This window comes from Micromonospora sp. DT43 (assembly GCF_049841645.1).
Lineage (GTDB): Bacteria > Actinomycetota > Actinomycetes > Mycobacteriales > Micromonosporaceae > Micromonospora.
Window position 1 is genome coordinate 744138 of record NZ_JBNCKR010000001.1, and the last position, 22183, is coordinate 766320.

The 22183-nt window shown below is 71.5% G+C and carries 21 protein-coding genes and 1 riboswitch; of the genes, 18 read left to right on the forward strand and 3 right to left on the reverse strand.

What is annotated here, in order from left to right:
• Nucleotides 1-27: 27 nt before the first annotated feature.
• The 10 genes from map to truA all read left to right on the forward strand — a co-directional run bounded on the left by map (nt 28) and on the right by truA (nt 6721).
• Nucleotides 28-873, forward strand: coding sequence for a type I methionyl aminopeptidase (map, locus tag ACLQ26_RS03485; RefSeq protein WP_425743043.1), 846 nt, complete (start codon nt 28-30; stop codon nt 871-873).
• 167 nt (nt 874-1040) lie between these two features.
• Nucleotides 1041-1589 (forward strand): DUF1707 SHOCT-like domain-containing protein, encoded by a 549-nt coding sequence (locus ACLQ26_RS03490; protein WP_425743141.1) that lies wholly within the window; start codon nt 1041-1043, stop codon nt 1587-1589.
• A 373-nt stretch (nt 1590-1962) separates the two neighbouring features.
• Nucleotides 1963-2184, forward strand: coding sequence for a translation initiation factor IF-1 (gene infA / locus ACLQ26_RS03495; protein ID WP_007073013.1), 222 nt, complete (start codon nt 1963-1965; stop codon nt 2182-2184).
• 91 nt (nt 2185-2275) lie between these two features.
• On the forward strand, nt 2276-2389 hold the full coding sequence (gene rpmJ, locus ACLQ26_RS03500; protein WP_088952025.1) for a 50S ribosomal protein L36: 114 nt from the start codon (nt 2276-2278) through the stop codon (nt 2387-2389).
• A 267-nt stretch (nt 2390-2656) separates the two neighbouring features.
• Nucleotides 2657-3037: a 30S ribosomal protein S13 gene (gene rpsM / locus ACLQ26_RS03505; protein WP_007465236.1), complete on the forward strand. Its 381-nt coding sequence runs from the start codon at nt 2657-2659 to the stop codon at nt 3035-3037.
• Nucleotides 3038-3055: 18 nt separating this feature from the next.
• The gene (gene rpsK, locus ACLQ26_RS03510; protein WP_030329919.1) at nt 3056-3463 is read left to right on the forward strand and encodes a 30S ribosomal protein S11; all 408 of its coding nucleotides are present in this window, start codon (nt 3056-3058) and stop codon (nt 3461-3463) included.
• Between the two features lie 13 nt (nt 3464-3476).
• Complete coding sequence (rpsD, locus tag ACLQ26_RS03515) at nt 3477-4103, forward strand: 30S ribosomal protein S4 (RefSeq protein ID WP_007465229.1); 627 nt, start codon at nt 3477-3479, stop codon at nt 4101-4103.
• A gap of 98 nt (nt 4104-4201) precedes the next feature.
• Nucleotides 4202-5224 carry a DNA-directed RNA polymerase subunit alpha gene (locus ACLQ26_RS03520; RefSeq protein WP_007465227.1) on the forward strand — a complete coding sequence of 341 codons (1023 nt, stop codon included), beginning with the start codon at nt 4202-4204 and terminating at the stop codon, nt 5222-5224.
• Between the two features lie 34 nt (nt 5225-5258).
• Complete coding sequence (gene rplQ / locus ACLQ26_RS03525; protein WP_363680449.1) at nt 5259-5819, forward strand: 50S ribosomal protein L17; 561 nt, start codon at nt 5259-5261, stop codon at nt 5817-5819.
• A 71-nt stretch (nt 5820-5890) separates the two neighbouring features.
• A complete protein-coding gene (gene truA / locus ACLQ26_RS03530) occupies nt 5891-6721 on the forward strand; it encodes a tRNA pseudouridine(38-40) synthase TruA (RefSeq protein WP_425743044.1) in 831 nt (276 codons plus the stop codon).
• A 153-nt stretch (nt 6722-6874) separates the two neighbouring features.
• Here truA and ACLQ26_RS03535 read toward each other — a convergent pair whose 3' ends face one another.
• A complete protein-coding gene (locus ACLQ26_RS03535) occupies nt 6875-7972 on the reverse strand; it encodes a hypothetical protein (protein WP_425743045.1) in 1098 nt (365 codons plus the stop codon).
• Between the two features lie 102 nt (nt 7973-8074).
• Here ACLQ26_RS03535 and ACLQ26_RS03540 point away from each other — a divergent pair, with 102 nt between their 5' ends.
• From ACLQ26_RS03540 to ACLQ26_RS03550, 3 genes are read left to right on the forward strand one after another with little or no spacing between them, the layout of a single operon-like run.
• The gene (locus ACLQ26_RS03540) at nt 8075-8680 is read left to right on the forward strand and encodes a class I SAM-dependent methyltransferase (protein WP_425743046.1); all 606 of its coding nucleotides are present in this window, start codon (nt 8075-8077) and stop codon (nt 8678-8680) included.
• A 41-nt stretch (nt 8681-8721) separates the two neighbouring features.
• Nucleotides 8722-10401 (forward strand): ABC-F family ATP-binding cassette domain-containing protein, encoded by a 1680-nt coding sequence (locus ACLQ26_RS03545; RefSeq protein ID WP_425743047.1) that lies wholly within the window; start codon nt 8722-8724, stop codon nt 10399-10401.
• Between the two features lie 37 nt (nt 10402-10438).
• A complete protein-coding gene (locus ACLQ26_RS03550; protein ID WP_425743048.1) occupies nt 10439-11401 on the forward strand; it encodes an aldo/keto reductase in 963 nt (320 codons plus the stop codon).
• Between the two features lie 226 nt (nt 11402-11627).
• Here the strand turns inward: ACLQ26_RS03550 and ACLQ26_RS03555 are convergent, their stop codons facing one another.
• The gene (locus tag ACLQ26_RS03555) at nt 11628-12161 is read right to left on the reverse strand and encodes a hypothetical protein (protein WP_425743049.1); all 534 of its coding nucleotides are present in this window, start codon (nt 12159-12161) and stop codon (nt 11628-11630) included.
• Nucleotides 12162-12233: 72 nt separating this feature from the next.
• The gene (locus ACLQ26_RS03560; protein WP_425743050.1) at nt 12234-18077 is read right to left on the reverse strand and encodes a ThuA domain-containing protein; all 5844 of its coding nucleotides are present in this window, start codon (nt 18075-18077) and stop codon (nt 12234-12236) included.
• 281 nt (nt 18078-18358) lie between these two features.
• Nucleotides 18359-18468: riboswitch (TPP riboswitch) on the forward strand.
• Here ACLQ26_RS03560 and thiE point away from each other — a divergent pair.
• The 5 genes from thiE to ACLQ26_RS03585 form a co-directional block, all read left to right on the forward strand.
• A complete protein-coding gene (thiE, locus tag ACLQ26_RS03565) occupies nt 18463-19086 on the forward strand; it encodes a thiamine phosphate synthase (RefSeq protein ID WP_425743052.1) in 624 nt (207 codons plus the stop codon). It overlaps the preceding riboswitch by 6 nt.
• Nucleotides 19083-20387 carry a glycine oxidase ThiO gene (thiO, locus tag ACLQ26_RS03570; RefSeq protein ID WP_425743053.1) on the forward strand — a complete coding sequence of 435 codons (1305 nt, stop codon included), beginning with the start codon at nt 19083-19085 and terminating at the stop codon, nt 20385-20387. Before thiE ends, thiO begins: the two co-directional genes overlap by 4 nt.
• On the forward strand, nt 20378-20578 hold the full coding sequence (thiS, locus tag ACLQ26_RS03575; protein ID WP_007465206.1) for a sulfur carrier protein ThiS: 201 nt from the start codon (nt 20378-20380) through the stop codon (nt 20576-20578). Before thiO ends, thiS begins: the two co-directional genes overlap by 10 nt.
• Complete coding sequence (locus ACLQ26_RS03580; RefSeq protein ID WP_425743054.1) at nt 20575-21354, forward strand: thiazole synthase; 780 nt, start codon at nt 20575-20577, stop codon at nt 21352-21354. The genes thiS and ACLQ26_RS03580 overlap by 4 nt, the downstream gene beginning before the upstream one ends.
• Nucleotides 21355-21443: 89 nt before the next feature.
• Nucleotides 21444-22183: thiamine phosphate synthase (locus ACLQ26_RS03585; RefSeq protein ID WP_425743142.1), on the forward strand; the 740-nt coding region annotated here is incomplete at its 3' end.

Consider the following 22183-nt stretch of genomic DNA (forward strand, 5'->3'; position numbering starts at 1 on the left):
TTTTCGGCAACGAAAGGTAACCGCTCCATGCGTCGTCCCCAGCTGGACATCCAGCTGAAGACCCCTGACCAGATCGACAAGATGCGCGCGGCCGGGCTCGTGGTCGCCGAGGCTCTGCGCCGGATACGCGAGGCGGTGGCCCCCGGCGTGAGCACGGCCGATCTGGACGCCATCGCCGAGTCGACGATCCGCGAGGCGGGCGCCGTCCCGTCCTTCAAGGGCTACCACGGCTTCCCGGCGTCGATCTGCTCCTCGGTCAACGAGCAGATCGTGCACGCCATCCCGTCGCCGCAGCAGGTGCTCTCCGAGGGAGACCTCATCTCGATCGACTGCGGTGCGGTGCTCAACGGGTGGCACGGCGACTCCGCCATCACCGTCGGGGTCGGCGACGTCGACCCGGCGCTGCTCAAGATGGCCGAGGTCGCCGAGGACGCGATGTGGGCGGGCATCGCCGCCGCTGCGCGCGGTGCGGCCAGCGGCAAGGGCCGGCTCACCGACATCTCGCACGCGGTGGAGACGGCGGTCCGCAAGGGCGGCCGGTACGGCATCGTCGACGGCTACGGTGGCCACGGCATCGGCACCGAGATGCACCAGGACCCGCACGTGCTCAACCACGGTAGGCCGGGCAAGGGGCCACGTCTGGTCCCCGGCATGGCGCTCGCGATCGAGCCCATGATCACCATGGCGTCGCCGCGTACTGTCGAACTGGCCGACGGTTGGACGGTCGTCACCCGGGACGGGTCGGTCGCCGCGCACGTCGAGCACTCGATGGCGCTGCTGCCTGACGGCGTGTGGGTGCTCACGGCCTTCGACGGCGGCCGTGCCCGCCTCGGCGACCTGGTAACCGCGCGCCAACCCGCCACCACCCCCTAACCCCCACCCCCCGCTCGTCGATCATGAAGTTATTGCCCTGACACGCCGGTGAAGCTGGCAATAACTTCATGATCAACGCATGTCGGCGAGCGGGCGAGCGGGACGGGCGGGCGGGACGGGACTGGCGTGGCGGTGGCATGCTTGCCGGCATGGACGGGCGCGACGGGATGCGGGCCGCGGACGCGGACCGTGAGGTGGTTGCCGACCGGCTACGGGTCGCCCTCGGCGAGGGCCGGTTGGACCTGCACGAGTACGACGAGCGGGTGCAGCGGGCCTACGCGGCGCGCACGTACGCCGAGCTGGACGCCCTGCTCACCGATCTGCCGCCGGTGGCGCCCCCGGAGCATTCGGCCCTGCGGCCGGCCAGCGCGCCGGCCGAGCCGCCCGTCGGTCGGCCCACCCCGGTCGTGCACGGCCACGTCGGCCGTTGGCTGGCCGAGGTGTGGCTGCCGTACCTGAAGGTGGTCGCCATCGTGGTGACGATCTGGGGCGTGACCTCGCTGCTGAGCCAGGAACTGCTCTATTTCTGGCCGGGCTGGGTGGCCGGCCCGTGGGGCGCGGTGTTGGTGCTCCGGACGGTCGGCGGGCTGGCCGGGGGAGAGCCCCGCCGCCAGGCGATCCAGCGGGAGCGCCGGCGTGAGCGCAGGCGGGCCAAGCGCGAGCGCCGCCGCGAGCTGCACACCAACGACCCAGAAGACCCCAAACCCGAAACCTGACCCAGCGACCCCACCGGGCCGACCCACCTCACCGAACCACCGGTGATCATGGAGTTGACGAGGTCGGCGGCCCCGTGTGGACCCGTCAATCTCATGATCAACCGTCGATGCGGGGCGCGGTTTGCGGAGATCATCGGAGGGCCGGGCGGGGGCGCCAGGGGCGACGCGGGGATGGGGTGGGTGGCCGGTTTGGCGACGGCGCGCAGGCCGGCGTACACTTTCTGTTCGGCGCACAGCGTCCACTCCGGCATGCCCACCCTGCGCTTCGGTGGGACCTGGAGCCGCGGCTGGCGCGGTCTTCTGATTCTGATCAGATTTCCGTGTAAGACGTTGTGGGCCGCCCGGAGCAATCGACGTCAGGACAGCGGAGGACATGCCGAAAAAAGACGGAGCCATTGAGATCGAGGGTCGGGTCATCGAGCCCCTGCCGAACGCCATGTTCCGGGTGGAGCTCGCGAACGGCCACAAGGTGTTGGCTCACATCAGCGGCAAGATGCGGCAGCACTACATCCGCATCCTGCCGGAGGACCGGGTCGTCGTCGAACTCTCGCCGTACGACCTGACCCGCGGGCGCATCGTCTACCGCTACAAGTAGTCCTGACGGCGGCCGGGAAGTCCCGTGTCCGTCTTCGACGTCCGGTCTCGCGTATCGCGCGTTCCCGGGCCAGATGGGAAGTAAGGCAACCGTGAAGGTCAAGCCGAGCGTCAAGAGGATCTGCCAGAAGTGCCGGGTTATCCGCCGGCACGGCCGGGTCATGGTCATCTGCAGCGACCCGCGCCACAAGCAGCGCCAGGGCTGACTCAGCCCGTTCGGCCGTGACAACGGCCGGGTGGCGTTGGTCCGGGCAGATCCCCTGCGACACACACATCACACATGCTCGTCCCAGCCGCGAGCGGTACGCGAGACGTACTCCTACGTGGCTGACCCCCGGTCGGAGGCCGGGGCCCGCTTGGGCAGCGACCGATCCCGGTCGCCGGCGCTGACAGCGTCGGAAAGACGGGACGGCCGGTAGCGGGGTGGGACGGGTCCACACCTCCGCCACATATCACGAGGAGTACGCCCGCACATGGCACGTCTAGTCGGCGTGGATCTCCCCCGCGAGAAGCGGATGGAGATCGCGCTCACCTACATCTTCGGGGTCGGTCGCACCCGCGCCCTGGAGACACTCGCCGCCACCGGCATCTCGCCGGACAAGCGCGCTCGGGACCTCACGGACGAGGAGCTCGTGCAGCTCCGCGACCACATCGAGGGCAACTACAAGGTTGAAGGCGACCTGCGCCGCGAGGTCGCCGCTGACATCCGCCGCAAGGTCGAGATCGGCTGCTACGCCGGCATCCGGCACCGCCGGGGCCTGCCCGTGCGTGGCCAGCGGACCAAGACCAATGCACGGACCCGCAAGGGCCCGAAGCGGACCGTCGCCGGCAAGAAGAAGCCCGGCAAGAAGTAATAGGAGCGCAGAAGACTTATGCCACCGAAGGCTCGTGCCGGAGCCGCTGTCAAGAAGGTCCGGCGCAAGGAACGCAAGAACGTCGCCCACGGGCAGGCGCACATCAAGAGCACCTTCAACAACACCATCGTGTCCATCACGGACCCGACCGGTGCGGTCATCTCCTGGGCCTCCGCTGGCCAGGTGGGCTTCAAGGGCTCCCGCAAGTCGACTCCGTTCGCCGCGCAGCTGGCCGCCGAGGCTGCCGCGCGTCGCGCCATGGAGCACGGCATGCGCAAGGTCGACGTGTTCGTCAAGGGCCCCGGCTCCGGCCGGGAAACCGCCATCCGTTCGCTGCAGGCCGTGGGCCTCGAGGTCGGGCAGATCGCCGACGTCACCCCGCAGCCGCACAACGGGTGCCGTCCGCCGAAGCGTCGCCGGGTCTGAGAGGTAGAGAGAGATGGCTCGTTACACCGGTGCAGACTGCCGCCGTTGCCGGCGGGAGAAGATGAAGCTGTTCCTCAAGGGCAGCAAGTGCGATGGTCCGAAGTGCCCGTTCGAGTCCCGGCCGTTCCCGCCCGGGCAGCACGGCCGCGGCCGCACCAAGGAGACGGAGTACCTGCTCCAGCTCCGCGAGAAGCAGAAGGCCCGTCGTGTCTACGGCGTGCTGGAGAAGCAGTTCCGTGGCTACTACGAGGAAGCCGTTGGCAAGCAGGCCAAGACCGGTGAGGTCCTCCTGCAGATCCTCGAGTCGCGGCTGGACAACGTCGTTTACCGGGCCGGCTACGCCCACTCGCGGGACATGGCCCGCCAGCTGGTCAAGCACGGTCACTTCACGGTGAACGGCAAGAAGGTCGACATCCCGTCGTACCGCGTCAAGGAGCACGACATCATCGAGGTCCGGGGCAAGAGCAAGGAGCTCACCCCGTTCGTGGTGGCGCAGGCTCAGGCCGGTTCGAAGACGGTGCCGGCCTGGCTGGAGGCAATCCCCAGCCAGATGAAGGTGCTCGTGCACTCCCTCCCGGCCCGGCAGGTCATTGACACGCAGGTCCAGGAGCAGCTGATCGTCGAGCTCTACTCCAAGTAGTCGGGCTCGTTGCGGTGGTCCGCCCTCCGGGGCGGGCCACCGGAACAGTTTGTGTCGTGGACGTCAAATAGCGGGCGTCCCGGAAGAGAAGAGACAACATGCTCATCAGCCAGCGACCCTCCCTCTCCGAGGAGTCGATCAACGAGACCCGGTCGCGGTTCGCCATCGAGCCGCTCGAGCCGGGCTTCGGCTACACCCTGGGCAACTCGCTGCGGCGCACGCTGCTGTCGTCGATCCCGGGTGCGGCGGTCACCTCGATCAAGATCGACGGCGTGCTGCACGAGTTCACCACGATCCCCGGTGTCAAGGAGGACGTGGTCGAGCTCGTCATGAACATCAAGGAGCTGTGCGTCAGCTCCGAGCACGACGAGCCGGTCAGCATGTACCTGCGCAAGCAGGGCCCGGGCGACGTGACGGCGGGCGACATCCAGCCCCCGGCTGGCGTCTCGGTGCACAACCCGGACCTCAAGCTCGCGACCCTCAACGGCAAGGGCCGGCTCGACATGGAGCTGACCGTCGAGCGGGGCCGGGGCTACGTGACGGCTGCACAGAACAAGCAGTCCGGCGCCGAGATCGGCCGGATCCCTGTCGACTCGATCTACTCGCCGGTGCTGAAGGTGACGTACCGCGTCGAGGCGACCCGCGTCGAGCAGCGCACCGACTTCGACCGGCTCATCATCGACGTCGAGACCAAGCCGTCGATGGGCCCGCGTACCGCGCTGGCCTCCGCCGGTTCGACGCTTGTGGAGCTGTTCGGGCTGGCTCGTGAGCTGGACGAGACCGCCGAGGGCATCGACATCGGGCCGTCCCCGCAGGACGCCCAGCTGGCGGCGGACCTCGCTCTGCCGATCGAGGAGCTGGACCTCACCGTCCGCTCCTACAACTGCCTCAAGCGCGAGGGCATCAACTCCGTTGGTGAGCTCATCGGGCGTACCGAGGCCGACCTCCTCGACATTCGCAACTTCGGTCAGAAGTCGATCGACGAGGTCAAGATGAAGCTCGCCGGGATGGGTCTCGGGCTGAAGGACTCGGCTCCGAACTTCGACCCGGCGCACGTCGTGGACACCTTCGGCGAGGCCGACTACGACACCGACGACTACCGCGAGACCGAGCAGCTCTAGTCCGCGCTGCCGCCACAACTGAGGAGCACCAAAAATGCCCACGCCCACCAAGGGCCCCCGCCTCGGCGGCAGCCCCTCGCACGAGCGGCTGATGCTCGCCAACCTGGCGACCGCGCTGTTCCAGCACGGCAAGATCCAGACCACCGAGACGAAGGCCCGTCGGCTGCGTCCGCTGGCCGAGCAGCTCATCACCAAGGCCAAGCGCGGTGACCTCGCCTCGCGGCGGCGGGTGCTGGGTGTCGTCAAGGACAAGGACGTGGTGTACGCCCTGTTCGACCAGATCGCGCCCCGGTACTCGAACCGCCCCGGCGGTTACACCCGGATCGTGAAGACCGGTCCGCGCAAGGGTGACAACGCGCCGATGGCCATCATCGAGCTGGTGGAAGAGCTTCAGGTCGCCGAGCCCAAGGTGAACAAGAAGACCGCCGCCCGCAAGGCCGCGCAGCAGGACAAGGTCGAGGCGCTCGCCCCGGCCGACGAGACCCCGCAGTCGGCCCCGGCCGACCAGGACTCCGAGGCGCCGGTGTCGGCATCAGGTGACACCGCCGAGGCGCGCGAGGACAGCGACCTCGCCACCGAGGAGAACAAGGCCTGACCTCGGGCATCGTTTCCGGGCCCGGCACCCCTCACGGGGTGTCGGGCCCGACCCGTAACAGGAGGTACGAGGTGGACGAGCGGATCCGGCTGCGGCTGGACGTCTCGTACGACGGCGCCGGTTTCTCCGGCTGGGCGCCCCAGCCGACCCGGCGGACCGTCGCCGGGGTGCTCGTCGAGACCCTGGACCTGGTCCTCGGCGTGGGCACGGCGACCGGTCTGACCGTCGCGGGTCGCACCGACGCGGGGGTGCACGCCACCGGGCAGGTCTGCCATCTGGACCTCCCCGCCGAGGTGTGGCGCGAGCACGAGGGAAGGTTGCTGCGCCGTCTCGCGCGGCTGCTCCCCACCGACGTGCGGGTCCGGGCGATGTCGGAGGTGCCGGCCGACTTCGACGCCCGCTTCTCGGCCACCTTCCGGCGCTACGAGTACCGGGTGACCGACGCCCCGTACGGCGCCGAGCCGTTGCGCCGACACGAGGTGCTGGCCTGGCCGCGACCGCTGGACCTGGCCGCCCTGAACGCCGCCGCGGCGGGCCTGGTGGGGGAGCACGACTTCGCCGCGTACTGCCGGCGCAAGGAGAACGCGACGACGCTGCGCGAGGTGACCCGGCTGGACTGGCGACGCGACCCGGACGGCATCCTGGTCGCCACCGTGCAGGCGGACGCGTTCTGCCAGGCCATGGTCCGCAGCCTCGTGGGGGCGATGCTGGCGGCCGGCGACGGTCGCCGGACGGTCGAGTGGCCGGGAAGCCTGCTCGACAGGCAGGAGCGCTCCAGTGAGGTGACTGTGGCCCCGGCGCACGGCCTCACCCTGGTCGCGGTCGGCTATCCGGCGGACCCGGCCGACTACGCCCGTCGCGCGGACCTGACGCGCCGCCTGCGCGTGCCCGTCGAGGGCTGACGACCGCGGACTCGTCGTGGCTGACGACTGCGGACTCGTCGTGGGCTGATGACGGCGGTCGCGGGTGTACCCGTCGTGGGCTGACGACTGCGGTCGCGCACGCCGCCGGGTGTGCCACCCGTCGGCGGCACACCCGGCGGGCGGAGTCGCGGATCAGTCTCCTGGCAGGTCGCCGTCGTCGGTGCTGCCGCTCTGGCTGCCGTTGCCCCCGGTCGGCGCCGCCGTTGGTTGTCCAGCCGTGCCGGTGTCGGCCCGCCGTTGCAGCACGCCTCGACTGAGGTGTACCTCGATCATGTCGTACAGGACGTCCCGGATCTTCGCGTCGCCGGACTTGACCGCCGCACCGTCCGCGCGGACCACAAGCGCGTACGCCAGGTAGTGGCCGCGGGCCTGCCAGCCGACCCGCGCCGGGGCGCTGGTCAGGACGTCGGCGTCGTCACCGGCGCTCAGCCCCCGGAACCGGCCCTGCCGCTCGTCGAGGATGTGCCGGATCTGGTCCCGGACGCGTTCGGCGCTGACCTTGTCGGTGAGGTTGAACAGGCCGGCGGTGACCAGGTAGTCGCCGCCGGGTGCCCGTAGCGTCGCCCGGACGACCTGGTTGCAGCCGAGCCGGAGGAGCAGGTCGGCCACCTCGTCGGTGGCGGCGACGGCGCAACTGCCGCTGGAGTGAGTCTTGAGCACCTGGTAGGCGGGTTGGCCGTCGGCGAGTTTCAACTCCTTGGCGGGAAAGAGCTCCTTCGCGGTGAGCGGCGCCTGGTCGGTGTCCCGCGAGTCGAGGTCCTGCCGCTGCGCGGGAGCGGACGCGGCGACGTTCGGCTGGCTCGTCGCGGTGGCCTGTGGCGCCGGGTCGTCGTCCACGAGCAGTGCGGCCGCGCCTAGGCCGCAGAGCGCGAGTAGGACGAGGACTGCCGCGCCGCCGATCAGCACCTGCCAGAGCCGGCCGCCGCCACGCCGTGTGGGCGACTCCACGGCCTGCGCCGAGGTGTAGACCTGGCTGCGCGGGGCCGCGACCGAGGTGTTGCCGCGGGTGACCGGCGGCGCCGGGGTCGGCGCCTGGTTCCGTGACTCCTGGTTCCGTGGCGCCTGGGTCGACGGCAGCAGCAGCTGGTTCGGCCGGGGCAGCGACGGGGCGGGGAAGCGTGACGGTGAGGGGCCGGCCGGCGGAGGCGGACCGGCGCCGAGCACGGCCAGGTCGGACCCGGGCTCCGGGTCCTCGAATGCGTCCTCATCGGACTCGTACCGATACACCATGTCGCCCAGAGTAGGAGCCATTGTCCCTTTAGGGGGTAATATTGGGAAATGCGGCTGTGGGCCGTGTCATGGCCCGCCCCGGCCGGTGCGAGAATTGCCGGCGTGACCGGCGACCACTACTTCACCGCTCAACCCGCCAGCGACGCACCGGCGCGCGAGGTCGAGTTCTCCGTCGCCGACCGCGACTACCAGCTCGTCTCGGCCGGCGGCGTCTTCTCCGCCAGCCGCCTCGACCCCGGCACCGCCGTACTCCTGCGCAAGGCCGAGCTGCCCGCCCCCGACACCGTCGGTGACCTGCTCGACCTCGGCTGCGGGTTCGGCCCGATCGCCTGCGTGCTCGCCGACGTGGCGCCGACGAGCACCGTCTGGGCGGTCGACGTCAACGCCCGCGCCCGCGAGCTGACCGCCGCCAACGCCGCGCGGATCGGCGCCGCCGACCGGGTCCGGGTCAGCGCCCCCGACGACGTGCCGGCGGACCTCCGGTTCGCCCAACTCTGGTCCAACCCGCCCATCCGCATCGGCAAGGACGAGCTGCACGAGCTGTTGCTGCGGTGGCTGCCCCGACTCGCACCGGACGGCGTCGGCTGGCTCGTCGTCGCCCGCCACCTCGGCGGCGACTCGCTGCAGCGCTGGATCATCGACCAGGGATGGCAGGTCGAGCGGCACGCCAGCCAGAAGGGCTTCCGGGTGCTGCGGGTCACCCGGTAATTGGATGTCCCTCCCGGCCCTCGCTGGGGCAGGATCCCCGCGTGGGATACGTGGACGTGGCAGCGGTCGGGCACATTCTGCCCGACGGTCGGGAACTCTTCGCCGACGTGTCGTTCCGGGTCGGGGAGGGCAGCAAGGTCGCCCTGGTCGGGCCGAACGGCGCGGGAAAGACGACACTGCTGCGGATGGTCGCCGGTGACCTGCCGGTGCGTACCGGCACCGTCGCGCGGGCCGGCGGGCTGGGCGTGATGCGCCAGTTCATCGGCATGATCGGCGACGAGACGACACTTGCCGACCTGGCGCTGTCGCTGGCCCCACCGCCGCTGCGCGCCGCCGGCAGCCGGCTCGCCGAGACCGAGACGGCCATGCGGGCCGCCGAGGTCCGCGGCAAGTTCAGCAGCGCCGCCGGCAAGGCCCAACTGGCGTACGCCGACGCGCTCGGCGCCTGGGGCGAGGCCGGCGGGTACGACGCCGAGGTGCTCTTCGACACCGTCGCGACAATCGTGCTCCACCAGCCCTGGGACGCCGTCCGGGACCGGCCGGTGCGGACCCTGTCCGGCGGCCAGCAGAAGCGCTTCGCCCTGGAGCTGCTGCTGCGCGGCCCCGACGAGGTGCTGCTGCTCGACGAGCCGGACAACTTCCTCGACGTGCCCGGCAAACGCTGGCTGGAGGCGCGACTGCGCGAGTCGACGAAGTCGGTGCTCTACGTCTCGCACGACCGCGAGCTGCTTGCCCAGAGCGCCGACCGGGTGGTCGCCGTGGAGGGGGGTAGCGCCTGGGTGCACCCCGGTGGCTTCGCCAGTTGGCACGAGGCGCGGGTGGCCCGGCACGCCCGCCTCGACGAGCTGCGTCGACGCTGGGACGAGGAGCACCAGAAGCTGCGCGAGCTGATGCTGATGTACAAGCAGAAGGCCGCGTACAACGACGGGTTGGCCTCGCGCTACCAGGCCGCGCAGACCCGGTTGCGCAAGTTCGAGGAGGCCGGGCCGCCGCCCGTACCGCCGAAGGACCAGGACATCCGGATGCGGCTGACCGGCGGGCGGACCGGCAAGCGCGCGGTCGTCTGCGACCAGCTGGAGCTCGACGGCCTGACATTCCCCTTCGACCTGGAGATCTGGTACGGCGACCGGGTGGCGGTGCTCGGTGCCAACGGCACCGGCAAGTCGCACTTCCTACGGCTGCTGGCCCGGGGCGGCACCGATCCCGACCCGGCGAACGGGCCTGTCGACGGGGCGGGCGCGCTCGCCCCGGTGACGCACGACGGCACGGCCCGGCTCGGCGCCCGGGTCCGACCCGGTCACTTCTCCCAGACCCACGACCGGCCGGAGCTGATGGCGAAGACGCTCGTCGAGATCCTGTGGCGGGGTGACGAACACCGCCAGGGGATGGACCGGCACGCGGCGATGGGCGTGCTCAGCCGCTACGAGCTGGCCGGGCAGGGCGACCAGCGCTTCGGCACCCTCTCCGGCGGGCAGCAGGCCAGGTTCCTGGTGCTGTTGCTGGAGTTGTCCGGGGCGACCCTGCTGCTGCTCGACGAACCCACCGACAACCTCGACCTGGCCAGCGCGGAGGCCCTCGAAGCGGGCCTGAACGCGTTCGAGGGGACGGTGGTGGCTGTCACCCACGACAGGTGGTTCACCCGATCCTTCGACCGTTTCGTGCTGTTCCGGGGCGACAACGAGGTGGTGGAGACCCCAGAGCCGGTCTGGGACGTGGGCTGAGCCGTCTCCGGGCAGCGGTGCTTTCGGCCGGCATAGGGTGGATCTCGTGACTGAGATGACCTATCGCCGGTTGGGCGACTCCGGGCTCGTGGTGTCCGTCGTCGGAATCGGCTGCAACAACTTCGGCCGCAAGCTCGACCTCGACGGCACCCGGGCGGTGGTGGACGCCGCCCTGGAAGCCGGGATCAACCTGTTCGACACCGCCGACATCTACGGCGAGCCGCAGGGCGCTTCCGAGGAGCTGCTCGGGCAGGCGCTCAAGGGACGCCGGGACGACGTGGTGGTGGCCACCAAGTTCGGCATGGACATGTTCGGCCTGAACGGGCCGGACTACGGCGCGCGCGGTGCGCGGCGCTACATTGCCCGCGCGGTGGAGGCGTCGCTGCGCCGGCTCGGCACCGACCACATCGACCTGTACCAGATGCACGAGCCCGACCCGGGCACCCCGATCGACGAGACCCTCGCGGCCCTGGACGACCTGGTCCGCGACGGCAAGGTCCGCTACCTGGGCAACTCCAACTTCGCCGGCTGGCAGATCGCCGACGCCGACTGGGTGGCCTCGTCCAACGGCCGGTCCCGCTTCATCAGCGCGCAGAACCACTACAGCCTGCTGGAGCGGTCAGTGGAGACCGAGGTGATCCCGGCCTGCGAGCGGTTCGGTCTCGGCATGCTGCCGTTCTTCCCGCTCGCCAACGGCCTGCTCACCGGAAAGTACAAGCGGGACGGGCAGCCGCCGGCCGGCAGCCGGCTCTCCGGCGGTGGCCGGTACGCGGAGCGGCTCGCGGCGGCCGACTGGGACACCATCGAGGCGATCGAGGCGTACGCGGCCGAGCGGGATCTGACCATGCTCCAGGTGGCGATCGGCGGGCTGGCCGCCCAGCCGGCGGTGACCTCGGTGATCGCCGGTGCGACCACGCCCGAGCAGGTGCACGCGAACGCCGCCGCCGGCACCTGGGAGCCCAGCGACGAGGATCTGGCGGCGCTGCGCGCCATCCTCTGAGCGCGGCGGCCGGTCGGCGCGGCGGCCGGTCGGCGCGTGGTGATCCACTCGCGTTTCCTGAAAACGGGGTGACCTGCGGTCGGGGATGCCCCGACTTCAAGGAACACGAGTCGATCATCAGCCGGCCGGACGACAAACGGGCCGGGCCGCTCGTCGCGGCCCGGCCCGGTCGTCGATGGCGCTGGAGCGCCGGTCGGTCGGTGGATGGCGCTGGCGCGCCGGTAGATCAGTCGTTCGGCGTCGAGGGGCGGCGGCGGCCCCACAGCATGGCCACTCCCATCGCCGCGGCGACGACCACGAGGCCGGCCGCCGCGAACGGCCACCAGCCGCCCGCCCCGCCGTCGTCCGTCGGCCTTGTCACCGCGACCGGCGCGGGCACCGGCGGAGACTGTGCCGCCTTCGCCTGCACCGTGGCGGTGGCCTTGCCCGCCAGGGGAGCGGGGGAGTTCACAGTCACCTTCCACGTGCCGGTGGAGAGCACCGGGCCGCTGCTGTAGAAGCCCTGCCCCTCGGGCTGCGGCTCCAACTGCACCGGCCCGACCCGCTGTCCGTCCGGGCCGGTGGCGGTGAGCACCAACCGCACCACCTGGTCCAGCCGGCGACCATCGGCGTGGGTGGCCTGGATGGTGACCCCCTGCGCGCCGTCACCGGCCACCGTCAGCTTGATCTTGTCGGCCTGTGCTGCCGCCGGGGCAGCGCAGAGCAGGGTCAGGACCAGTCCGGCGAACACGGCGGCCACCACCTTGCGGATACCCGTCACGGACATCTCCTCACTACTGATGAGGGAGGCCCCTCCCCGACACCTGAGCGTCGGGGAGGGGCCTCGATCGGATCAGAGCTGGCGACCGGGTGCCAGCCGGGTGGCGTCGCCACCGAGCCGTCCGGTGCCCTTGACGGGTTCGCCGTCGTTCGCCTTGACCCCGGCCTTGCTGGCCGTGCCACCGAGCCGAACGATCATGGCGTCGGCGTCCCGGATCAGGACGTCCCGAACCTCGGCCTCCGGCACCAGTGTGGCGTCGGCGGCGAGGTCACGGAATGCGGTCAACTGCTTGATCGCCTTGTTGTCGTTGCCGGCCGCCTCGGCCTGACGGGCCGCGTCGAGCTTCGCCGTCAACTGCTTGTGCGCCTTGGCCGAGAGCCGCCCCGTCGCCTTGAACCGGTCCAGCAGGTTCTGCATGTCCCGGAACGAGGTGGTGACGAAGAACCGGACCGCCGAGGTCGTCGTGTTGCCCGCCTTGTCGGTCGCGGTGACGGTCAGCTCGTGCAGGCCGAGCGGAAGCTCGTACATGGCCTGCAGGGTGCCGCTGACGTACGCCTTTCCGTCCAGCTCGCCCACCACTGACGCGATGCCCGAGGTCGGGTCGACGGCCTGCCAGGACACCCGAACGTCCTGGCTGTCCCCGTAGAGCTGGCCGTCGGCGATCCCGGACACCAGCAGCGTCGGCTTGGTGCCGTCGATGCGCAGCACCGCCGACTTGAGCGTCTCGGCGTTGCCCGCCTTGTCGGTCGACCGGAACAGCAACTCGTGCTGCCCGTCACCGGTCACGGAGACCGGCGCCGTGTACGGCGTCCACGCGCCGCCATCCAGCGACCACTCGACCGTCTTGACGCCGGAACCGGCGTCGGTAGAGGTCAGCACCACCGGGATGGTCCCGTTGTGCCAGCCCGCGTCGTTCGCCGGAGCGAACGTCGCCGTGGTGACCGGAGCGGTGGCGTCGATCTTGACCGAGACGGTCTTCGTCGACTCCACGTTGCCGGCCTTGTCGGTCGAGCGGTACCGCAGCTCGTGCTCGCCGTCGCCGCTCACCGCCACGCCGGCGGTGTACGGCGTCCAGGTGGTCGCCCCGTCGAGCTGGTACTCCGTGCCGGCCAACCCGCTGCCGCCGGCCTCGTCGGCGGCGGTCAGGGTGACAGTCACCGGGCCGGTGTACCAACCCTCGGTGGGCGTGCCGGACACCGCCGCCGTCGTGACCGGAGCGGTCTCGTCGGCGACAGTCGTGCTCAGCCGGAAGTAGTCGAACGAGGCGGTCTTCGACGCCGTCTGGTTGGCGCCGAGGGTGAACAGACCGACCTTCGGGGTGGCCCCGACCGCGCTGTTGGTAAGCGCCTCCAGCGTGGTCCAGGTCGTCCCGTCGGCCGAGTACGACGCCGTGAAGGTGTCGCCCGTGCGGGCCAGCCGCAGGTGCCACACCGCCGAGGTGAGGCTTGTCGCCTCCGGCTGCGGGTTCTGGACGACGCCGCCGATCTCGCTGCGGAACTCGATCCGCCGCGTCACCGTCTGGCCGGCCTGGTTGTCCGCGATGAAGTCGAACTTCAGGTAGTTGTCGTCGTCCGCCTGCACGAGCAGACCCGCCTGCTGGTACTGCTCGTTCAGCAGGCTGCCGTCGACCTTCGTCTCCAGGGTCCAGTCGCCCGAGGGCGCGGTCTGGAGGATGAAGTTCTTCGGCCCGGTGTTGTCGGTGCCGTAGATGTCACCGTTGGGCACGTCGATCCGCAACGCTCCACCGGTGACCCGGTAACCATTCGGGTCCTCCCGCGTCACGGCGTCCCACCGGCACTTGTCCAACGTGTCACCGGTGAACTCGTCCGACGGGTCGACCGGGCCGGCCGGGGCGTCCGGCGTGACCACGAACGAGTCGAACGCGGCGTCGACCACTGGCGCCTCGGTGCCTCCGTTGAGCGCGAAGACCCCGATCCGCGGGTTGGTGATGCCGGCGAGCGCAGCCGAACGGCCGACCGGGGTGAACGTCTGCCCGTCGCCCGAGGCGGCCGCGGTCAGGTTCGTCCCGTCGCTGGTGATCCGCAGGTACACGGTGTCACCCGCCGGTGCGTTCGTGGCGTCGGCGGCGTCGTTGCGCGGCGTGGCGGCCGTCTCCCGGATGAACTCCACCCGGCGGCTGCCGTTGTAGAGCAGATCCACCTTGGCGTAGTTGTCGTCGTCGCCGTACACCAGCAGGCCCGCCTGCTGGTAGTTGGCCGTCACCGGCAAAGTGACCTTGGTGGTCATCTCCCAGGCGCCGGTCGGCGCCGCCTGGAGCACCAGGTTGGTGGCGTCGTTGCGCGCGCCGTAGAGGTCACCCACCCCGGTGGGCAGCCGCAGCGCGCCACCCGACACCGAGTAGAGCTGGTTCTCCCGGACCACGCTGGTCCACCGGCCCTTGTCGAGGCTGGTGCCGTTGAAGTCGTCCGAACGCGCCCCGAAGCAGGACGTGTCCGGCGCGTTCACCCGCACCGGCACCGTGGCGTACGACTTGGCGCCCTTGCTGTCGGTCACCGTGAGGGTGGCCGTGAAGGCACCCACACTCGTGTACGTGTGGCTGGCGTCCAGGGTGGACGCCGTACCGCCGTCACCGAAGTCCCAGGCGTACGTCAGCGGGGTGTCGCCCTCGGCGTCGGTGGCCGTGCCGTCGAACTCGACGGTGACCGGCGCGGTGCCGGTGGCCGGGGTCGCGGTGGCGGTGACCACCGGCGGCCCGTTCTCGGTGACGCCGCGGCCGACGAAGTCCATCCAGTTGACGTTGAACAGCGAACCGGTTCCGCCGCTCGGATCGCGGGCCACGAAGTACAGCGATCCGCTCGCGGCACCTGTCACCGGCGCGCTCACGTCCGTGTACGTCTGCCACGCGCCTGTCGTCGGAACGGTGGCCGTGGCCACTACCGGTCCGTCGACGGCGCCCGCGTGGACCTCGATCCGACCGCCGGCGCCGGCCGAGGCGGCCCGGAACCGGATCTCGGTGATGTTCGTCAGGTCCGCCGGGACGACCGACCACCAGTCGCCGTCCTCGATGAACGCGATGCTCTGGCCGCCACCGGCGGTGTCGGCCCCGGCCTCGCGCTGCACGCCGGCGTCTCCGCCGCCGGTGCCGCCCGGCACCCGCCCGGTGGCCGTGAAGTACTCGGCCTGCTTCTGCTTGGGCTGCAGGATCTCGATGTCCCGGCCGGTGAGCGCGCCCGCGCCGCCGGCACCACCGTCGTCGGTGTAGGTGGCCTCGAAGACCGCGAAGACGTTCGCCTCGGCGCCGTGCCCGGAGGCGAGCGACGTCTGGACCGTGCCGGTGCAGCCGGTGTGCTGCTCCAGCGGGTGGGCGTGCTCGTCGTGACCGAGCAGCACCTGGAGGTTCACCCGGTCGCAGTCGATCTGCCCGTCCTCGGGGTCGGTCACCTTGACCGTGTAGCGGACCTGGTCACCCCAGTTGAAGAAGCCACCGTCCGGCGGGAACTCGATGCTCACCGTCGGTGCGGTGTTGCCCACGGTGACCGGCACGTTGGCCACCGCGGTACGGCCCTTCGGGTTTGTCACGGTGAGCTGGGCGGTGTAGTTGCCCGCCGTGGCGTACGTGTGCGTCGGGTTGGCCTCGGTGGAGGTCTGCCCGTCGCCGAAGGTCCAGGCGTAGGTGAGCGCGCCGCCGTCCGGGTCCCGGGAGCCGGCGCTGGAGAAGGTGACGGTCAGCGGCGCCGGGCCCGAGGTCGGGTTGGCGGCCGCCGCGGCGATCGGTGCGAGGTCACCGGCGGTGTAGTCGATCCGGTAGATGCCGGAGTCGTCGTTGTTACCGCCGAACCCGGTGCCCCACTCGATCAGGTAGAGCGCGCCGTCCGGGCCGAACTCGAAGTCCATCGGCCGGATCATCCTCATGCCGGCGAGCAGCTGGTTGATGTCCACCAACGACTTGCCGTCGGCGGTCATCTGCATCGTGTACATCTTGTTCTGGTTCCACTCGCCCAGCAGCGCCTTGCCGTCGTAGTAGGCCGGCCACTTGCGGGGGGAGTCGAGGTCGGCGTCGTACCGGTAGGCCGGTCCGCCCATCGGGGCGCCACCGCCACCGATCTCCGGGTACCGCGCGTCACCGGCGTAGCCGTAGTCGACGGTGGCCGGGACGACCGGCGGGAGGTTGGTCAGGCCCGTGTTGTTTGGCGAGTTGTTCACCGGCGCGGCGCAGTCGAACTTCGGCCCGCTCGGGCCGGACGGGAACGTGTAGTCGTTGTACGCCTCGTTCGTCCCCGTGCAGTACGGCCAGCCGTAGTTGCCGGGGGTCACGACGTTCCACTCGACCAGGCCCCGGGGGCCCCGGTCCGGGTTGTTCGCGTTGGCGTCCGGCCCGTAGTCCCCGACGTACAGCGTGTCGGTCTTCGGGTCGGTGCCGATCCGGAACGGGTTGCGGAAGCCCATCGCGAAGATCTCGGGACGGGTCTTCGCCGTGCCCGGCGCGAAGAGGTTGCCCGTCGGAACGGTGTACGTCCCGTCGTCCTCCGGGTGGATCCGGATCACCTTGCCGCGCAGGTCGTTCGTGTTGGCGGCGCTGCGCTGCGAGTCGTAGTCCTGACGGCCCGGCCGCTCGTCCAACGGTGCGTACGCGTTCGACTCGAACGGGTTGGTGTTGTCGCCGGTGGCCAGGTAGAGGTTGCCGGCGCTGTCGAAGGTCATGCTGCCGCCCGCGTGGCAGCAGGTGTTGCGCTGGGTGTCGACCCGCAGCACCTGCTTCTCGCTCGCCGGGTCGATGGTGTCGCCGGTCACCGTGAACCGGGACAGCAGGTTGCGCGTGACGCCGTCGTTCGGGGCGTAGTAGAGATACACCCACTTGTTGGTGGCGAAGTCCGGGTCGAGCCGGATGCCGATGAGGCCGTCCTCGTTGCCGGTGAAGACGTCCAGGTCGACGGCGGTGACGGTGCTGCCGGTGTCCGGCTTGATGATCTGCACCCGGCCGTCGCGCTCGATGTAGAAGACCCGGCCGTCGGGCGCGATGTCCAGCTCCATCGGATTACTGGTGTTGCTGTCCAGGGTGATCTTCTCGAAGCTGGAGGTCTTCGAGGCGCCGCAGTCGGCGTCGACCACGCCGGCCGCCGTCTGGATGCCGCCGAGCAGGTGCTTGAGGAACTCGGGCTCGGCGTACGACTCCCGGGTGTGCCCGCCGCCCGTGTACCAGGAGCGGCCACCGTCGAAGTCCTGGCACCACGCGGTCGGGTGGTCGGCGCCCATCGCGCCGGCGCCCGGGGTGTAGCTCTTCTCGTCCAGGCTGGCCAGCACGTGCACGTCCGGCCGGGGGTTGGTCTGGAAGTTGTACCACTCGTCGAACCGGGACCAGCGGTCCGGAAGTCCGGCGGTGGACGGGTGCGCGGGGTCCTCCACCTTGACGGTGGCCTGCTGGTTCTGCGGGTGGTTGGCGAAGTACGCGCCGACCAGGTCGCCGTACCAGGCCCAGCTGTACTCGGTGTCCGAGGCGGCGTGGACGCCTGCGTAACCGCCGCCGGCCTTCACGTACCGCTCGAAGGCCGCCTGCTGGTCGGCGTCGAGGACGTCACCGGTGGTGGAGAGCCAGATCACGGCCTTGTACTTGGCGAGGTTGGCGTCGTTGAACGCGGCGCCGTCCTCGGTGGTGTCCACGGTGAACCCGTTGGCCGCGCCGAGTTGCTGGATGGCGGCGATGCCGGTGGGGATGGCGTCGTGCCGGAAGCCTGCGGTCTTCGAGAAGACCAGGACGGAGTAGGGGTCGGCCGCTGCGGCCTTCGGTGCCTTCGGCACCACCTGGGTGACCGGAGCCGCGGCCTGCGCGTCTCGCGGGGGGACCTGCGCTGCGGCCGGAGCCGCCTGCGCCGGCGACCCGAGCAGGGTCGTCGAGGCGAGCGCTAGGGAGAGCAGGGTAGCGGTGAGGGGTAAACGGGCACGACGAGAACGGGACACGCCGCCTCCAATGTCGCGGTGGACAGGAATCGCGGGGGCCGGCTCGCCGAAGACCGTCCCGGATGGAGCCGGTCGGGACACCGTGCCAGGGCGTCCACGCCGGCATTTTGTCGAATCGCTGAACAAATTAATTCTGGTGTATTGATGTCGGGCAAGATGCCGGCGGGTAACGGTTCTGCAACGGCGGGAGACATTCCGAACAGGACCGGAGAAAGTGCCCAACTGTTTCCGCCGCGTCCCCTTCCCTTGGCAGGCCGGCGGATCTGTCGTACGGTGACACGCAAGTAACCCACGGGAGCCCGGTGTACCGGGCTGAGAGGGGGGCTGACAGCCCCCGACCGTCGAACCTGATCCGGGTAATGCCGGCGCAGGGAGGAGCGTTGCCGTGCCGTCCCTTGGACGACTGCATCTGATCACCGACACCCGACCCGGGCGCGATCCACTCACAGTGGTCCGGGCCGCCCTCACGGCGGCCCGCGCTGACCTCGTCGTGCAGGTCCGGGTGGAGGACTCCGCTACCGACCGCGAGGCGTACGACCTGGCCGGCCGGGTGCTGGCGCTCTGCACCCCGTACGGAGCGACCTGCCTGGTCAACGACCGGCTGCACGTGGCGCTCGCGGTGGGCGCCGCCGGCGGGCACGTCGGGGCCGACGACCTGCCGGTCGCCGCCGCCCGGCACGTGCTCGGCCCGACCGGTGTGCTCGGCGCCACCGCACGCGCACCCCAGACGGCTGTCGCGGCGGTCACCGCAGGGGCCAGCTACCTGGGCGTCGGCCCGTGCCACGCCACCGACACCAAGGACGGCCTGCCGGATCCCATCGGGCCCGCGGGCGTACGCGCCGTCGCCGACGCCGTCGACGTGCCGGTCATCGCGATCGGCGGGGTGACCGCCGACCGGGTGCCGGCGCTGCGGGCCGCCGGGGCGTACGGGGTGGCGGTGGTCGCTGCGCTCTCCGCCGCCGCCGACCCGGCCGGTGCCACCGCCGAGCTGCTCCGGGCCCTGGCGTGACGGGATCGGCCACCCCCGCCGTGGACGTGGCGGTGGTGGGCGGCGGGCCGATCGGGCTCGCGATCGCCTGGCGCTGCGCCACGCGCGGACTACGGGTGGCGGTGCACGACCCGGCCCCCGGGTCGGGGGCGTCGGCAGTCGCCGCCGGAATGCTCTCCCCTGTCGCCGAGGCGTACTTCGGTGAGCGGCGACTGACCGAGCTGCTGGTCGCGTCCGCCGCTCGCTGGCCCGGGTTCGCCGCCGAGCTGACCGAGGCGAGCGGCGCCGAGATCGGCTACCGCACCGAGGGCACCCTGATGGTCGGGCTGACAGGCGACGACCTGGCCGAGGCGCGCCGGCTGTGGGCGTACCAACAGGGGTTGGGTCTGCCCGTGACGCCGCTGCGCCCCAGCGAGCTGCGCGACCGCGAGCCGGCGCTCGCCCCTCGGGTGCGCGGCGGCGCGCTCGCGCCCACCGACCACCAGGTCGACCCCCGGCTGCTGGTGCCGGCGCTGCGCACGGCCGCGCAGCGGGCCGGCGCGGCGTTCGTGCCACGGCCGGTCCGTCGACTGTCGGACGTGGACGCCCGGGTCACCGTTGTCGCCGCTGGCTGCGGGGCTGCCGCCCTCACCGGCCTGCCCGTGCGGCCGGTGAAGGGCCAGATCCTGCGGCTGCGCGCGCCCGGCGGCGTCGCGCCGGGCTTCCGGCACGTGATCCGGGGGTACGTCGACGGCGAGCACGTCTACCTGGTGCCCCGCGCCGACGGCGAGGTGGTCCTCGGCGCGACTGTCGAGGAGCGCTCCGACACCACCGTCACCGCCGGGGCCGTGCAGCGGCTGCTGCGCGCCGGCGTCGACCTGCTGCCCGAGCTGACCGAGTACGACCTGGTCGAGGCGGTCGCCGGTCTGCGGCCCGGCACCCCGGACAACGCGCCGATCCTCGGGCCGCTGCCCGGCCGGCCGGACGTCCTGGCCGCCACCGGGCACCACCGGCACGGCATCGTGCTCACCCCGATCACCGCCGAGACGATCGCCGACCTGGTGACCACAGGCGTGCCCGACCCGCTGCTCGCACCCTTCGGCGCGGACCGGTTCCCCGACGCGCCACCGGCCCGCCCCGGTGACGTGGCGATGCCCGGCGCGGCGCGGTTCACCGACGCGCCATCGTTCCGTCCCGGCGACGTGGCACGGCCCGACGCCAGCGACCTGAGCGGACGCGCGTGCACCGTCGCGTCGTCGGCCCGGACCGGCGACGTGACGCCGGCTGGCGCGGGGGATCCGAGCGGACCCGAACGGACGACCGAGGAGGACCTGTGGAGTTGACGGTGAACGGGACCGGGCGCAGCGTCCCCGGTGGCGCGTCGGTCGCCGACGTGGTCCGCGACGTAGCCCCACACCAGCGTGGCGTCGCGGTCGCAGTCAACGGCGAGGTGGTTCCCCGGGCCGGCTGGCCGGCGACCGTGCTGCGCGACGGTGACCGCGTCGAGGTGCTCACCGCCGCGCAGGGCGGGTGAGCGGCGTGTCGTTCGAACTGGGTGGGGAGCCCTTCACGTCGCGGCTGATCCTCGGCACCGGCGGGGCCGCGAACCTGCACGTTCTGGAACAGGCGATCCGCGCGTCCGGCACGGAGCTGGTCACGCTGGCGCTGCGCCGGGTGGACACCGCCCCGGGCACCGCCGGAGGGCTGCTCGACCTGCTGGACCGGTGCGGGGTGCGGCTGCTGCCGAACACCGCCGGCTGCCACACCGCCACCGAGGCGGTGAAGGTGGCCCGGCTGGCACGTGACGCGTTCGACACCGACTGGGTCAAGCTGGAGGTGATCGGCGACGAACGGACGCTGCTGCCCGACGGCGTGGAACTGCTCCGCGCCGCCGAGGAGTTGGTCGCCGACGGCTTCACGGTGCTGCCGTACACAAGTGACGACCCGGTGCTCGCCCGCCGCCTCGCCGACGTGGGCTGCGCCGCGGTGATGCCGGCCGGCGCGCCGATCGGCTCGGGGCTCGGCATCGGCAACCCGCACCACATCCGGCTGATCCGCCAGAGCGTGGACGTACCCGTGATCCTGGACGCCGGCATCGGGACGGCGTCCGACGCGGCCCTGGCCATGGAGCTGGGCTGCGACGCGGTCCTGCTGGCCAGCGCGGTGACCCGTGCCGCCGACCCGGTGGCGATGGCGACGGCGATGCGGTACGCCGTCGAGGCCGGCCGGCTGGCCGCCGGTGCTGGTCGGATCGCCCGTCGCTTCCACGCCCTCGCGTCCACCCCCGACGAGGGAAGACCAGACCTGTGACCGGGCTGCCGCCGTCGACCGGGCCGGCGGGCTCGACGGCTCCGGATCTTGGTACGAAACGGCCCCTGGAGGGGCGTTCTCTCACCAAGATCTCGGCGATCGGGGGGATCGTCGTGCTGACCGACCGCCGGCAGGCACGGCGACCACTTGTGGAGGTCGTGGCGGCGGCCGTGGCCGGGGGAGTGCGCGCCGTTCTGCTGCGCGAGAAGGACCTGCCCCGAGCGGAGCGCACCGCCCTCGCCGCCGACCTGCGCCCGATCCTCACGGAGGCGGGCGGGACGCTTATCGTGGCCGGCCCGGATCCGCTCGACGGCGACGCCGTGCACCTGCCGGCCGCCGGCCCCTACCCGCCAACGCTGTGCGGCCTCGTCGGCCGCTCCTGCCACGACGAGGCGGAGTTGCTCCGACTCACCAGCGAGGACTACGCGACCCTGTCGCCCGTCTTCCCGAGCCGCAGCAAACCCGGCTATGGCCCACCCCTGCGACCCGACGGTCTCGCGAGCCTGATCCGACGCAGCCCCGTGCCCGTCCTGGCGCTCGGCGGCATAGAAGCCCCGCACCACGTAACCGCCTGTGTAGGGGCGGGCGCCGCCGGAGTGGCAGTGCTGGGCGCGATCATGCGAGCAGAGAACCCCACCGAAACAGCAGCCGAACTCCGCACCGCCTTCCAAGAGGCGGTCACCCCGAAGCCACCCGAAAGCTGGCACGGGCGCATGGAGGTCTCCCGGTCAGGGCTGCGGCCGACCGTGCCCACCCCGGGGGGCACCCGGGGCCCCCCGGGGGGGGCCGGGGCGGCGGACCCCCCCACCCGCACCCCAGAGGGCGCCGG

Bases quoted from the DNA above. Each gene is read 5' to 3' on its own strand.
- rpsM (WP_007465236.1), top strand. From the start codon at position 2,657: ATGGCACGTCTAGTCGGCGTGGATCTCCCCCGCGAGAAGCGGATGGAG.
- rpsK (WP_030329919.1), top strand. From the start codon at position 3,056: ATGCCACCGAAGGCTCGTGCCGGAGCCGCTGTCAAGAAGGTCCGGCGC.
- ACLQ26_RS03490 (WP_425743141.1), top strand. From the start codon at position 1,041: ATGCGGGCCGCGGACGCGGACCGTGAGGTGGTTGCCGACCGGCTACGG.
- rpsD (WP_007465229.1), top strand. From the start codon at position 3,477: ATGGCTCGTTACACCGGTGCAGACTGCCGCCGTTGCCGGCGGGAGAAG.
- ACLQ26_RS03535 (WP_425743045.1), bottom strand. From the start codon at position 7,972: ATGGTGTATCGGTACGAGTCCGATGAGGACGCATTCGAGGACCCGGAG.
- ACLQ26_RS03520 (WP_007465227.1), top strand. From the start codon at position 4,202: ATGCTCATCAGCCAGCGACCCTCCCTCTCCGAGGAGTCGATCAACGAG.
- infA (WP_007073013.1), top strand. From the start codon at position 1,963: ATGCCGAAAAAAGACGGAGCCATTGAGATCGAGGGTCGGGTCATCGAG.
- map (WP_425743043.1), top strand. From the start codon at position 28: ATGCGTCGTCCCCAGCTGGACATCCAGCTGAAGACCCCTGACCAGATC.
- rplQ (WP_363680449.1), top strand. From the start codon at position 5,259: ATGCCCACGCCCACCAAGGGCCCCCGCCTCGGCGGCAGCCCCTCGCAC.